Source organism: Marinobacter sp. AN1 (genome assembly GCF_026013985.1).
Lineage (GTDB): Bacteria > Pseudomonadota > Gammaproteobacteria > Pseudomonadales > Oleiphilaceae > Marinobacter > Marinobacter segnicrescens.
This window is the reverse complement of the sequence record NZ_CP110342.1, coordinates 1,137,207-1,150,913: the sequence shown is the minus strand read 5'-3', so window position 1 is coordinate 1,150,913 and position 13,707 is coordinate 1,137,207. Positions and strand designations below refer to the sequence as shown.

The 13,707-nt window shown below is 55.4% G+C and carries 15 protein-coding genes; 2 read left to right on the top strand and 13 right to left on the bottom strand.

Annotation, left to right across the window (positions count from 1 at the left end):
* Positions 1-11: 11 nt before the first annotated feature.
* Entirely contained in the window at positions 12-356 is a 345-nt protein-coding gene (locus LJ360_RS05130; protein WP_264995471.1) for a PBPRA1643 family SWIM/SEC-C metal-binding motif protein, read from the bottom strand.
* A gap of 242 nt (positions 357-598) precedes the next feature.
* Here LJ360_RS05130 and LJ360_RS05125 point away from each other — a divergent pair, with 242 nt between their 5' ends.
* A complete protein-coding gene (locus tag LJ360_RS05125; protein WP_264995470.1) occupies positions 599-1,267 on the top strand; it encodes a glutathione S-transferase in 669 nt (222 codons plus the stop codon).
* Positions 1,268-1,293: 26 nt separating this feature from the next.
* On the opposite strand, the gene LJ360_RS05120 is transcribed toward LJ360_RS05125, so the two are convergent.
* Together LJ360_RS05120 and LJ360_RS05115 are read right to left on the bottom strand one after the other, a co-directional pair.
* A complete protein-coding gene (locus tag LJ360_RS05120; protein ID WP_264995469.1) occupies positions 1,294-1,749 on the bottom strand; it encodes a metallophosphoesterase family protein in 456 nt (151 codons plus the stop codon).
* Positions 1,750-1,931: 182 nt separating this feature from the next.
* Complete coding sequence (locus LJ360_RS05115; protein WP_264995468.1) at positions 1,932-2,732, bottom strand: hypothetical protein; 801 nt, start codon at positions 2,730-2,732, stop codon at positions 1,932-1,934.
* 430 nt (positions 2,733-3,162) lie between these two features.
* On the opposite strand from LJ360_RS05115, the gene LJ360_RS05110 reads away from it, so the two are divergent.
* Positions 3,163-4,191, top strand: coding sequence for an IS630 family transposase (locus tag LJ360_RS05110; protein ID WP_264994463.1), 1,029 nt, complete (start codon positions 3,163-3,165; stop codon positions 4,189-4,191).
* A gap of 439 nt (positions 4,192-4,630) precedes the next feature.
* Here LJ360_RS05110 and LJ360_RS05105 read toward each other — a convergent pair whose 3' ends face one another.
* The 10 genes from LJ360_RS05105 to ureA all read right to left on the bottom strand — a co-directional run bounded on the left by LJ360_RS05105 (position 4,631) and on the right by ureA (position 13,665).
* Complete coding sequence (locus tag LJ360_RS05105; RefSeq protein WP_264995467.1) at positions 4,631-5,473, bottom strand: DUF4435 domain-containing protein; 843 nt, start codon at positions 5,471-5,473, stop codon at positions 4,631-4,633.
* Positions 5,466-6,731, bottom strand: coding sequence for an AAA family ATPase (locus LJ360_RS05100; protein WP_264995466.1), 1,266 nt, complete (start codon positions 6,729-6,731; stop codon positions 5,466-5,468). Before LJ360_RS05100 ends, LJ360_RS05105 begins: the two co-directional genes overlap by 8 nt.
* A gap of 234 nt (positions 6,732-6,965) precedes the next feature.
* The gene (locus LJ360_RS05095) at positions 6,966-8,057 is read right to left on the bottom strand and encodes a nuclease-related domain-containing protein (protein WP_264995465.1); all 1,092 of its coding nucleotides are present in this window, start codon (positions 8,055-8,057) and stop codon (positions 6,966-6,968) included.
* A gap of 171 nt (positions 8,058-8,228) precedes the next feature.
* On the bottom strand, positions 8,229-8,810 hold the full coding sequence (locus tag LJ360_RS05090; RefSeq protein WP_264995464.1) for a HupE/UreJ family protein: 582 nt from the start codon (positions 8,808-8,810) through the stop codon (positions 8,229-8,231).
* A gap of 39 nt (positions 8,811-8,849) precedes the next feature.
* Positions 8,850-9,488 (bottom strand): urease accessory protein UreG, encoded by a 639-nt coding sequence (gene ureG / locus LJ360_RS05085; RefSeq protein ID WP_264995463.1) that lies wholly within the window; start codon positions 9,486-9,488, stop codon positions 8,850-8,852.
* Positions 9,489-9,684: 196 nt separating this feature from the next.
* On the bottom strand, positions 9,685-10,392 hold the full coding sequence (locus LJ360_RS05080; protein WP_264995461.1) for an urease accessory protein UreF: 708 nt from the start codon (positions 10,390-10,392) through the stop codon (positions 9,685-9,687).
* Positions 10,364-10,891, bottom strand: a complete 528-nt coding sequence (gene ureE / locus LJ360_RS05075) for an urease accessory protein UreE (protein ID WP_264995460.1) — start codon at positions 10,889-10,891, stop codon at positions 10,364-10,366. The genes LJ360_RS05080 and ureE overlap by 29 nt, the downstream gene beginning before the upstream one ends.
* 11 nt (positions 10,892-10,902) lie before the next feature.
* Positions 10,903-12,606: an urease subunit alpha gene (ureC, locus tag LJ360_RS05070; RefSeq protein ID WP_264995459.1), complete on the bottom strand. Its 1,704-nt coding sequence runs from the start codon at positions 12,604-12,606 to the stop codon at positions 10,903-10,905.
* 276 nt (positions 12,607-12,882) lie between these two features.
* Positions 12,883-13,188 carry an urease subunit beta gene (locus LJ360_RS05065; RefSeq protein WP_091851408.1) on the bottom strand — a complete coding sequence of 102 codons (306 nt, stop codon included), beginning with the start codon at positions 13,186-13,188 and terminating at the stop codon, positions 12,883-12,885.
* 174 nt (positions 13,189-13,362) lie between these two features.
* Positions 13,363-13,665 carry an urease subunit gamma gene (gene ureA / locus LJ360_RS05060; protein WP_264995458.1) on the bottom strand — a complete coding sequence of 101 codons (303 nt, stop codon included), beginning with the start codon at positions 13,663-13,665 and terminating at the stop codon, positions 13,363-13,365.
* Positions 13,666-13,707: the final 42 nt, after the last annotated feature.

Genomic DNA, 13,707 nt, shown 5'->3' with positions numbered 1-13,707 from the left:
CCCGACGGCGTTCAGCCGCAGCACTTCTTGAATTTGTTGCCACTGCCACAGGGACAGGGATCGTTCCGGGACGGGGCTTTTGCCGTGGTTACCGTCGCGCCTTTTCCGGAAAGGGCGGTCAGTTCACTGATGGACTCGACCGCTCCATCGCGAAGATCAACGGTAATGTTCGCATACAGCCTGGCCTCTGCCACCTGGGCTTCGAGCTCCTGCTTGCGGGCCTCGCTGGTGACTACCAAGTTCAGCGGGTATTTTTTGGTGCCCGCCTTTTTGCTGGCCTTGGTCTCAAAGCCGCTGTAAGCGGTGTGGTGCTGGCGTGCGTCCTGGCGGCCCTTGTAGAAAAACTTGTCTGACATGCTGATATCCTGGTGAAAGGGAGGGTGCCTGGAGCGCTCGATGAGGATGGGCCACTGGGCGGCGACGTTTTAGCATGCTTTCGGCAACCGGGACAGGTCTATTTCGCTATAACTTCCCGCAAGGACGGTTCAATCTGGCCACGACAGTAGGCCTTGCCCAACGCCGTTCTCTGATCGCAGCCAGGCATTGGCCAACCAGTCTGCTAACCTGTTCATTCCATTGATGCGAACGGAGTACCTGCATGATCACAGTCCACCACCTGAATAATTCCCGCTCACAACGGGTTCTCTGGATGCTGGAAGAACTGGACGTACCCTACGAAATCCGGTTCTACGAACGCGATCCCGAGACCATGCAGGCTCCGGCAACCCTCAAGCAGGTACACCCGCTGGGTAAATCCCCTGTCATCACCGACGGCGACCTGGTGGTGGCGGAGTCCGGCCTTATCATCGACTACCTGGCCCGCACCTACGGCAAGGACACCATGCCCCCGCCGGACAGTGGCCAGGCATGGCTGGACTACAACTACTGGCTGCACTACGCCGAAGGCTCACTGATGCCGCCGCTGCTGATGCGCCTGGTGTTCGAAAAGGTCAAAACCAGCCCGATGCCGTTCTTTATCAAACCCGTGGCCAAGGGCATCGCCAACAAAACCAACCAGTCTTTCATCGGGCCGATGATCAACACCCACATGGACTTTGTGGAAGCCCATCTGGCGAAGAACACCTGGTTCCTGGGTGACAGCCTCAGCGCGGCGGATTTCCAGATGAGTTTCCCCCTGGAAGCCTCCGTCGCCCGGGGCATCGTCGGTAACAACCGGCCCAACATCACGGCCTGGGTGGAACGGGTGCATGCCCGGCCGGCTTATCAGCGGGGGCTTGAGAGGGGTGGGGAGTATGATTTTGCCTGAGGGTATGGGGGCCAGCCCGAAACGCCTCAAACCGGCAGTTCGATGATTTCGCCGGATATACAATCTTCACTCACGTCTAGCCGACCTACGGTAATGGGCAGCGTAAAACGCCACGGCCCTGAACCACCCGGATTGAAGTAAAGCACGTCACCGACCCACTCATTGCGAGGTTTGTGGGAATGGCCGGCAATCACCACCCGGTAGCGACCTTGCGGTTCAATGTCGAGGGTTTTGACGTCGTGGAGCATGTAAAACGCGTGGCCGAGGAATTCCAGATCCCGCACATCAGGAAGATCCGCCGCGCGGCTTGTGTTGTCGATATTGCCGCGAATCGCCACCACCGGCGCAATGGCCTCCAGCGCGTCCAGCACCTCGTCCCGACCGACGTCACCGGCGTGCAGGATCAGGTCTGAGCCTTGCAGTGCGTCCAGGGCTTCGGGACGCATTTTACTGTGGGTGTCTGCGATGACGCCAATCTGCATGGTTCAGCCTTTTATCGATGCCTGCGCGTGAACAGGTGTCCTCAATGATGCCCGCCCGGCCCATGGGCCCACTCTTCAGAACCCCCTGCACGAGGAAGCCCGGACAACTTTGCAGCAGCACCCAGCTGCGTATCTATGGAAAACGACGGCGGAAAATAGATCTGTCCCGGTTATCCGTTCGCTTATTCTGGCTTATCCGGGCTATCTATAATGTTCTCAGTTGAGCGGCCGGATACTTCTTGGTAAAGGTCTTCGTTGAAGATATGAATAGTAACAATTCTTTCGAGCGGAATAGCGATCGCGTAGTCTAAGGTGGTCCCACTGAGTTCCTTGCCTTCACCTAACAATGCTTCTATCAGTGTCACGTACTTGTGATTGAGCTTAAAAGCTTGGCTGTCGTCTCTATAACCACTGTAGAGCGGCAAAATAGAGAGGTATGAATCTTGGTCTGATGGCTCAATAGTATCTGCCACTATCCCTACGTAAACTTTCTTGCTTTCCAAAGTTACAGCCACGGGCTTGAACTCACCAACCGCGTAAGCGCAAATCAGCTCAATATCGTTCTCTTGCCAAGCCTCCCATAGCGCTACACTTCTCCGCTCCTCGTCGATCGGGAAAATTTCCTTTAACTTCTTATAGCTATGGGCTAACGGCTGTTCTCGGATCTGTCCAAGGAGAGACTTTAGCTGTATCCACTGATGCGAGCTTGGCTTTCGATTATAAACCTCTGTAAAAGTGAGGGCCGACAGGATCGTTAAAATGGCTGTCGTAATGGGAGTGTTCAGAGGGGGAATAGCTAATGAAAAGATCCATGCGAGAAATAACGCGGGAAAATGGGCATAGATACCATATTTCAGTGAAGATAGGTATAATCTATGCCCGCTCTGTCGGGCTACTCGATATCGGTTTAAAAGGCACTTGCTTGCCAAAATGTAGCCCGACGTGGCAATGGCAACGGCCAAAATAGCAAAACTACCATTCATTGAGCCATGCTTACCTGGTTCCGTTCCGTTTCGTCACTTGAAGAGCTCTTCTCAAGGTCAAGATCCGCCAGCTTTCGAATGCTGGCCCGAAACTTTTTGTTCGCTACAGCGTCGTTCAAGCGCAATCGTGCTACGCCATCGCCTCTAATCGAATAGAACTTCCTTAGCCGTGCTAATCGGACCATTTCTGCTCTGTTTTTCATTGTTCACTCTCCCCGAAACGAGCCTGCATGATATCTGAGTACGTGCCCGCTATCACCTATCGTAGCACAATTCGAGACCAACGCTGATTACCTGATCACGTACGCCAAAGTCCAGTCATTGGGGGAAATCAAGAGGTTAGTCGCCTACCTACTAATGGGTACAAAAGTAAGCGAACATCATTTATAATGTAGCGGTCGTTTGCCAAGCTTATCGGATATCTACACACATGCGCCACGATGACGGTCGTAAACTTGATCACAAAACATTAGAAGCCATTCGCGTTCGCGCCGTTCAACGAGTCATGGATGGCGAGAGCCCGGAAGTCGTCATCAAAGCGCTTGGCATGAGCCGGGCACGAATTTACGAATGGCTGGCTGCCTACCGAGAGGGTGGCTTTGACGCACTTAAGGCCAAGCAAATTTCTGGTCGCCCCAAAAAGCTGAGCGGCGCTCAGATCCGGGAGCTGTATACCTGGATAACAACCTTTACGCCGGACCAGCTGAAGTTTGATTTTGCCCTGTGGACCCGGGGTCGTGTGCGTGAGCTCATCCGGCAAAAGTTCAACGTCCGGTTAAGCGATGTCTCGGTTGGTCGTCTGCTTCGAAACCTGGGGCTGACGCCCCAGAAACCACTGCATAGGGCTTACCAGCAAAAACCAGAGGCCGTGAAGCAGTGGAAAGAAGAGACCTACCCGGAAATCCGCAAGGAAGCCAAAAAAGTCGGTGCCACCATCTACTTCGGTGATGAAGCCAGTATCCGGTCTGATTATCACAGTGGCACGACCTGGGCGCCCAAGGGTGAAACTCCGATCATCCGCAATACCGGCAGTCGCTTCAGCATCAATCTGATCTCGGCCATCTCACCTCGCGGTGAGCTTCGCTTCAAAACGATTCAGGGCACCATGAACACCGATGCGTTTCTCGGTTTCCTCAAGGCTCTGGTGCAAGACGCTGACAAGCCGGTTTTCCTGATCCTCGATAACCACCCGGTTCACCATGCTCGTCGCGTTCGCGAGTATGTCGAGAGCCTCGACGGCAAGCTCAGGCTGTTCTTCCTGCCGCCGTACTCGCCGGAGCTGAACCCTGATGAGTCTGTTTGGGGCTACATCAAATACCACCACGTCGGTAAAAAGATCATCAACAGTAAAGAACAACTTCGGAGCATTGTTTACCGGCAGCTTCGGCGCTTGCAGAAATTGCCAAAGCTATTGAAATCGTTTTTTGGTCATCCGGACCTGGCTTATATCTCTGGATGATGTTCGCTTACTTTATTTCGGGTTAGTAACTGCAGATTGGATGTCGCGATCAGCGCGTCCGCACGGCTGTTCTGGCAGTCGCCGACCTCGTCGCTCCATCCCTGGCCGAACTGGCTACGGTCATACTCCCTGGCTCATCTGGCTGCGTCATTGCTGGCCGCACTGGTGGGTGAGCTCACCCCCTTTGGGAGACGGCCGCCCGTATCCAGGCAGACTTCCAGGGTATCGAATGCCCTGAAGTATCAAGTCGCGTTGCAGCACGAGTGCCTGTATAGGCGGCCGGGGTCGGATCTCATCAAGGCGCGGGGCGCGTTGAAAAGTCGCCCCAGGAACGACGCCGGATATATGTCCGTGAACCACCCGCTTCATCGACAGGCAGACTTGACCCTGGGGAGGCGTCCATACATGTCCTTAATCATCTTCTATTGTGGTGCACTGACTATGCATCCGATAATAGCTTTTCAACCTCTCTTTTATAGTGAAGGAAATGATTACTTTTACGATCTACAGATTGGTCGAAAACAACAACACATGTTGAAAAAAATGCGTCGTTGGACGCCTTCTTAAAAGAGCCCGCGCTTTTTATTCTGTAGTTTACGTATTTTAAATATGCGGAAAACAGGAAGTGACCTCGAACAACATCATGAATCTCCCTTCCCGACTTACGTATAGCTGTCCGGACTTCGTCCATATGAGGCTCAACTGTCGCCCGAACGGGACCACTCAATTGACCTTCAATCTTCCTTATACAAGGGTTATGAGACTTCTCAGAAGTCATGAATCTAGTACAATTATTCCCTAAGATTCTTACGCCAAGGCCATTAATATCATTTACCACATCAGCAACTATCAGCTTATCAAAACTATCTAAAAATTCATCCAGCCACTCTTTAATATCTTTTTCTTTAACTTGACTGATCGACACTCGACCCAGAGACCTAATTGCCTTAGAAACAGATTTTATATTTAATATCGAGTTCTCTATTGAATGCCCATAAGTAACCAGCACTTTGTCTGAGGCACTATTACCGGCGATCATAGAATAGTCAGAATCTTTTGCAATCCAAGAATCCAGCAATCCACCCTCAATTTTAGCTATATATTTCTCAACTTCCTCTTTACCATCAACAGCCTTTACCTTAAATCCTCGGACATCAAAAATATCAAGTATCATCTCCCAAAAAACCACGTCGTCGTCACCCTCGACAAATAACATGTGACTGACGCCATAGAAATCGCTCAGGACATTTAAAGCATCATCCGAATATGAAAGATTAGGCACTTACCACCTCCTTCATATCTATCAGTGAACCTTTATACTTCGACGCCACCTCTGGCGAGTGAGTTGCGGCGATTATCTGTGCCTCGGGATTAAGCCTTCGAACTGCCGGCAAGACTTTTCTTTGCCATTCTATGTGAAGCGATAGTTCAGGCTCATCAGCCAAGTAAACAAATGGCTTTTGTCTCTGCAGCAAAGCCTCGATCAAAAGTATAAGAAGTTGCTTTTCACCGGACGATAATCTTTCAACGTCTATCTCATTATCGTCCGAGCCAACAACCTTTATCTCGCCCGACTCCAAATGAAACGTTTTTTCCGGTATAAACTCCTTCAGAGTATCTATAAAAAGATTAATGTGAGAAAAAACTTCCTTTATTTTCTCTTCTGCATCCAGCGACATGGACATAATATTCTGCGTCCTAAAGTACCCCTCGATAGCAGCGAAATTTATGTCCGAGATTTCTTTCCCTTTGCGGTGAGACCTAAAACTTTCAAACGCGTCGTCGATAGCTGATATATGATAAGATATCTTTTTTCGAACTTCTGAATCTGCCGCTCCTAGCCGCGCATAAGCATTTGTCAGCCTCTTCTTTTCTTCAGTTTTATCAAAAGAATCTGGTATTTCAAAGTTATTTTCGGATGACCCCGTGTACAAGATAGAGGCCAGAACATCTTTTTGTAGTTTACTCGATATTGAGCGTGCCTTTTGGGACATTTCAAACTGGTAGTGCGTCAAAGAAGACTTCAACTGAGAGAGTCGAAAATCTACCGGCGAAACTAAGCGCTTTCCAGATCGATCTTTTATCTCAAAATCATCCCCGCTTCGAAGTCGGTACACTGACAAAGAAGATAGTGAAACCAAGTCTGAAAGCTCTTGGCGTAGTTCAGATGACTCCTCAATGAATCGACGCCTGTAATGCGCAGGCATTCTGCGATCGTCTTGAAGGAGCCCTCGAACTACGTATTTTTTCCTTGAAACCCTATATTCGAAAGAACAGAATGGTAGATTCCTGCTATTTGCCCTGGTAACTTTAACAGTTTTTACGCTTTTCCCCTTTACTAGCTTAACCTCCGCTGCTTCAAATTCGTTGTCCATTAACCCATCCATATCGACAGATAGTATAGAATGGAGGATGTTCATAAAAGTGGTCTTCCCTGTTCCGTTCCGTCCAATAATTATATTCACATCGTCATTGAACTGACAGAATGCGGAAAACCTGTACCAGAATCCGTCTATTTTTATTTCCCTTATTTTATACATAACAAGCCCTGAAAAAACGTAATTAACAATATTAAACAGCGAAAGTTAATTAATTCGCACAAATACCTTTCATTCTATACCAAGAATATCGAATTATAATATCGCTATTGGACCAAAGTCACCATATTCCATCTCGGCTGAAGCAGTTCTCAAAAAGAGGCCTTACTTTCATCAGGACAGAAAATCGACACACATTTTTCCCGGTCTACCTCGGCCTCCGGTGAAGTCAATTTCTCACTTTTCGTTACTCTCCCGAAATCCCGACTTAGCCCGCATCCGATGATTAACACACTCAACCATATGCCGATCCGACCGCCAGTTATCACACCCCTCCAGCGCGACATAACTCTCATCGAATGCCTTCTCGAAGGCATACTCCCGCTCACGCTCCAGCCGAGCCAAACGAACCCGCTCCGCAGCCTCACGCTCCACCCGCAAAGCCTCCTGCCGAGCCCGTTGCTCCCGCTCCAGCGCCAATCGCTGCTCACGGGCCTTGGCCTGCGCAATCTGAACACTTGGGGAACGCTCGCCGTTGTCAGGCTTATCCATACTCGTCCAGTAAATAGTCGCGAACGCCAGAACACCCACTACGAATAACGGCTTAACCAGCCACCCATCCCGCTGCTGCCGTCGTTGCCCAAAGGGATAGTCCTCCCGGCCCGCGGCCAAGCCAGCCTCGCCCTGCTTCCGCTCAACAATCCCCTGTACATGCCTTACATGATCCCGATGCGTTCGCCAGGTAGGCTTAAGACGCCCACGCGCAATATCCTCAACCAAGGTTTTCACCTGCACAGTGGTGAGCACCACACTGGTGTGGGATTTGATAAACCGAATGAACCCAAGCCCCTGGGTGACGTTGTCGGGCATGGACGTTTTGAACGTACTGTCACCGACAAACACCACCAATGAACAGACCTGGTCGTCGGTCAGTCCCAAACGGCTCTGTACGGTTTTGAGGTGTTTGTAGTTCTGGTGCAAAGGATTCTGGAACTTCTGAGAATGCCGATAAACCTTCTGAGTCCAATACCGCTGCCTCTCCCCACCATAAATCCACCCCTTCATATTCTTCGTCTCCACCACAAAAACCCCATAGGGAGACACGATCAGGTGATCAATCTGGGTAGTTCTATCCTCAGTCGGCAGGGTCACATTGCGAATCAGGTGGTAGGTCTTGCGGTCGAGCAGGAAGTGGGCCGAAAGGTTAACAATGGCCTCGCCGACCCAGCCTTTGAATCGGGCGGAGTTGAGGACGGCGACCAGCAGAAAGAGGGGAACCAGGAACCAGAGTTTTTCCCACAGGGGCTGCAGGATGACGGTAAAATCCATTTTCTCGTCCAGATTAGCTTTATTACTTTTAGTTCACTCTACTCTAGAACATGACGCCTAACCAGTGTGAAAAAATTTGTTAAAGAGCCCCGCTGTGTCGTTACAGGACAATAAAAAAACCCGCCCCGGCAGAACCAGGACGGGCAATACCTTAAACCGGTCTTTCAGCGATCACGCTACCATCAGGTAACCACCCACCGCCGCCAGGCCAGCACCTACACCACGGGCCACCCGGTTATCCGCTTTCATCAACAGCGCCCCAAGCCCACGGCCGGCAAACGTAATCCCCAACGTCGCAATGGAAAACCCGGCAAGGTATGCCGCCAGCATGGCACCAGACGGCATTTCGGTACCGTGGGCGTAGCCGTGGAATACCATGAACGCCATCACCAGCGCCGCGCCAACGGCGGTCGGCGGCTTGGCCATGGCGGCAATCAGGATGCCGGCGACGATGACGGACAGGACGATGCCGGTTTCAACACCTGGCAGGCCGATGCCTGCGAAGGCGAGGCCGGCGCCCAGGATCATGCCGCCTACCACGAACAGTGGCGTGGCGTTCTTCATGACATTGCCCTGGCGCACACTCCAGAAGCCAATGGCGGTCATGGCCAGAAGGTGGTCCAGGCCAAGCAGTGGGTGCAGCAGGCCGCTGGTAAAGCCACTGGTGCCGTGGTCGTGGCCTGGGTGGGCGACGGCGGCGGTGGCCGCCAGCAGCAGGGCGGCTGTAGTGAGCAGTTTGCTTGTCAGTTTCATGGTGTACTCCTGTTTATCTGATTCCGGGTTCCCGGCGGCTTAGGCGCTTTCGGCCTGCTTGTTCGGTCTGCGCTCAGGCAGCATGCCCTTCTCGAGAATGAAGCTGATGATCTCTTCCAGCCCTACGCCGTCGTACAGGTTGGTAAACACAAACGGCCGTTCGCCGCGCATTTTCCTGCTGTCCCGATCCATGACCTCCAGGGAGGCGTGCACCTGTTCGGCGATGTCAATCTTGTTGATGATCAGCAGGTCGGACTTGGTGATGCCGGGGCCGCCCTTGCGGGGGATTTTGTCGCCGGCGGAGACATCGATGACGTAGAGGGTCAGGTCGCTGAGTTCCGGGCTGAAGGTGGCGGACAGGTTGTCACCACCGGATTCCACCAGGACGAGTTCGAGGTCCGGGTGGCGGCTTTGGAGGTCGTCGATGGCCGCGAGGTTCATGGAGGCGTCTTCGCGGATGGCGGTGTGGGGGCAGCCGCCGGTTTCGACGCCCAGGATGCGGTCGGCATCGAGGGCTTCGTGGCGGAGGAGGAAGTCGGCGTCTTCCCGGGTGTAGATGTCATTGGTTACTACGGCGATGTTGTAGTGATCTCGCAGAGCGAGGCACAGTTGGCGCAGCAGTGCGGTTTTACCGGAGCCTACCGGGCCCCCTACTCCTACTCTCAGGCAATGTTTCATGGTGGTGTCCTCTTGTCTGTTAGCTCCGGGCGACAGCATTTCGAGCTTCGGGGAGGGCTGCAGGCCGAGATCCCTTTCCGGGACACGCCGTGAATCCATCCATGGAGGCTCTTCAAAAACGTCCCTGTTTTTGAAGGTCCCGGAAAGGGATCTCAGCCCACAGCCTTCGTACTCTGTTGCAGTCCGCCCCGTTTCTTTAACTCCGGAATAGCCGGGAGTACTGTGTTTCATGTAAGGCACTGGCCAATGCCAGGCCCGGTAAGATCGGTCCCAGTTCTTCGTCGGTTCGCGTCAATGCGTCGTCCACGGCCACCACCAACTGGGGCCGCAACCGTTCTGTCAGTCGTTGCGCAGCCGTGTGGCCCAGAGGTAGTGCTTTGCAGGCCACCGCCAGTTGGTTTTCCAGCCAGGCCCAGGCGAAGCCCAGCAGGGTCTGGCGGACCGGGACGTTGCGCTTGTGGGCGGCCCAGGCGAACAGGGTGACGTAGCCCGGAATGGCCGGTAACAGGTCGCTGGTCGGGGCCAGGTCCAGGCTTTTGAGCAGGGTCAGCAGTGCCGCGCCCAAGCGGGTGTCTTCGTCCACCAGTTCGGCGGTTTCCCGGGTGGCGTGTAGCCACTGGTTCCAGTGGTTGACCGTTTCTGCATCCCCGTCAGCCCAGGCTGCCTGTAAGCGGGCGAGCAAAGGCAGTTCGCAGCGGCTGAGGCCGTCGTCGAGGACGCCTTCCACCCATTCCCCCAGTTCGGCCTCGTTGTTGACCCAGCCCAGTTCAAAGGCGCTTTCCAGGCCCTGGGACCAGGCGAAGGCGCCGATGGGAAGGGCCGGGCTGACCAGTTGCATCAGGCCCAGCAGGGCCAGGTCGCCCTGTGAGTCGGTGTCAGTGCGCATGGCTATGGTCGTGTTCATGACTGTGGTCGTGGTTATGGCCGTGGCTGTGTCCATGGTTGTGGCCGTCGCGGCCGGCTTTGTCGTAGGCGCCGGGCTCGGGGTCGAAGGGAGCCCGGTGGTGTTCGAGTGTCGCGCCCAGGCGTTCTGCCAGTTCTTCCAGCACGTGGTCGGGCGGGAAGCGGACCCAGCCTCTGCCCGGCCCTTCCATGCAAATGCTCAGTTGCACGTGGCGGTTGCCCAGGTGGTAACAGAGTTTGGCCAGGGGCAGGCCTGCGTCGATGTGAGCGGTGACTACCGGCTCGTCCGCTGCTTTTACGCGGATGATCTCGCCGGTGTTGGCTTGCAGACAGTCGCCGTCGCGCAGCACTGGGCCGCGGTCGAGGAACAGGCCGACGTCGTGGCCGGTGTCGGTGGTAGCCCGCAGGCGGCCGCGGATGCGCAGTTCCAGCGGCAGGGTCAGGGTGTCGTGGATTTCCGCCTGCTCCATGGGCTCGATGCGTTGTGTCAGTTCCAGCATGTCGTTAATCCTCAGAACAGGTGGTAGCGCTGGGCCAGGGGCAATTCCGTGACCGGCTCGCAGGTGAGCAGTTCGCCGTCGGCGTGCACTTCGTAGGTTTGCGGGTCTACGGTCAGGTGCGGGCAGGCGTCGTTGAGTTTGAGGTCGCCCTTGCGCACGGTGCGCACGTTCTTGCAGGCAGACAGCGTGCTGCGCAGGCCCAGTTCCTTGCCGATGCCGGCATCGAAAGCGGCCTGGCTGACGAAGCTGAGCCGGGTCTGGCTGGCAGCACGGCCGAAGGCGCCGAACATGGGCCGGTAGTGGACCGGTTGCGGTGTGGGGATGGAGGCGTTGGGGTCGCCCATGGGCGCGGCCGCAATCATGCCGCCCTTGATGATGGTGGACGGCTTGGTGCCGAAGAACGCCGGTTTCCACAACACCAGGTCTGCCAGTTTGCCCACTTCAACGGAGCCTACATCGTGGGCGATGCCGTGGGTGATGGCGGGGTTGATGGTGTACTTGGCGATGTAGCGCTTGGCGCGGAAGTTATCGGCGCCGCGCTCTTCGTCTTCTGGCAACAGGCCCCGCTGGACTTTCATCTTGTGGGCGGTCTGCCAGGTGCGGCATACCACTTCGCCCACCCGGCCCATGGCCTGGGAGTCGGAGGCGATCATGGAGATCACGCCCATGTCCTGGAGGATATCTTCCGCTGCGATGGTCTCGCGCCGGATGCGGCTGTCGGCGAAGGCCACGTCTTCCGGGATGTTAGGGTCCAGGTGGTGACAGACCATGAGCATGTCCAGGTGCTCGTCGATGGTGTTGACGGTGTAGGGCCGTGTGGGGTTGGTGGACGACGGCAGCACATAGTCTTTCGAGCACGCGGTGATGATGTCCGGGGCGTGGCCGCCGCCGGCGCCTTCGGTGTGGTAGGTGTGGATGCAACGTTCCTTGAAGGCGGCCAGGGTGTCCTCCACAAAGCCAGACTCGTTGAGGGTGTCGGTGTGGATGGCGATCTGGACGTCGTATTTGTCGGCGACGGTCAGGCAATTGTCGATGGACGCGGGTGTGGTGCCCCAGTCTTCGTGAAGTTTGAGGCCCATGGCGCCGTACTTGAGCTGCAGCTCCAGGGACTCGGGCAGGCTGGCGTTGCCCTTGCCGAGGAAGCCGATGTTCATGGGCATGTCGTCGACGGCCTGGAGCATTTTGCCGATGTGCCAGGGGCCCGGGGTGCAGGTGGTGGCGTTGGTGCCGGTGGCCGGGCCGGTGCCGCCGCCGAGCATGGTGGTGATGCCGCTCATGAGGGCTTCGTCCACCTGCTGGGGACAGATAAAGTGGATGTGGGCGTCGATGCCGCCGGCGGTGAGGATTTTGCCTTCGCCGGCGATGATTTCAGTACCGGGGCCGATGACGATCTGGACGTCCGGCTGGGTGTCGGGGTTGCCGGCTTTGCCGATGGCGGCGATTCTGCCACCCTGGATGCCGACGTCGGCTTTGATGATGCCCCACCAGTCGAGGATCAGGGCGTTGGTGATGACGGTGTCCATGACGGTGTGGTCGGCCCGCTGGCTCTGGCCCATGCCGTCACGGATGACTTTGCCGCCGCCGAATTTGACTTCGTCGCCGTAGTGGGTGGCGTCGCTTTCGACTTCGATCCACAGTTCGGTGTCGCCCAGGCGGACGCGGTCCCCGGTGGTGGGGCCGTACATGTCGGCGTAGGCCTGTCTGCTTATTTTCATTGGGTGCCTCGCTTTCCTTGGTTGAGCGTAGGTGCCATGTCTGTTCTTTGACTCTGGGGGGCAGGAGCCGCTCGGGTGACCCTTTCCGGGACACGCCGTGGATCCTTCCCTGGAGGCTCTTCGAAAACCTTTTTTGCTAATTGCTCCTGCGTCGCAAAAAAGGTCCAGGCCTGGCCTTCCCTGGCCAGACCGTGGAACGCTGTTCGCGTCCCACCCATGTTTTGAAGGTCCCGGAAAGGGTCACCCGACCGTCTCCCCGGACCTTGGTTGCAGCCCTCAGAGCTTTCCCATTACTTCTGCTCGAAAACCGTAGATCTCTCTTCCGCCAGTGAACGGTATTAAGGTCACTTCTCTCGTTTGCCCTGGCTCAAACCGGATCGCTGTACCAGCCGCCACGTCGAGGCGGTAACCGCGAGCCTTTTTTCGATCGAACCGCAGCGCCGGGTTGGTTTCGGCGAAGTGGTAGTGGGAGCCGACCTGAATCGGGCGGTCGCCGGTGTTGGCCACTTCGACGGTGATGCGTTCTCGGCCGGCACAGAGTTCGATGTCGCCGTCCTGGATTTGGTATTCGCCGGGAATCATAAGAAAAAGCCTCCGTTAAAGGTGGATGAGAAGCGTTGGCAAGGCAGCCAATGCAAGCGGATCGCCGCCCGGGCCAAAGAAGGCGAAAAAGCGCAGTTTATGCATGTATAAATGAGCATTTTGAGCCTTCTTTTAACGCCGCAGTGGCAACGCAGGTAGCTTCTCATCCGGCTTTCAGACTATGGGGTTGTGGACCGTGACCAGCTTGGTGCCGTCTGGAAAAGTCGCTTCCACCTGGACTTCGTCCACCATTTCCGCCACGCCTTCCATGACTTCGTCACGGGTGAGCACTTCGCGGCCGGCGCTCATCATGTCGGCGACGCTGCGGCCTTCCCGGGCGCCTTCCATGATTTCGGCGCTGATGAGGGCGACGGCTTCGGGGTAGTTGAGCTTCAGGCCCTTGGCCTTGCGTCGTTCCGCCAGCAGGGCGGCGGTGAAGAGCATCAGCTTGTCTTTGTCTCTGGGTGTCAGTTCCATCGTTTTGCTCCGATGTGTCCGGTGTTCGGCTTTAGCCCCTCT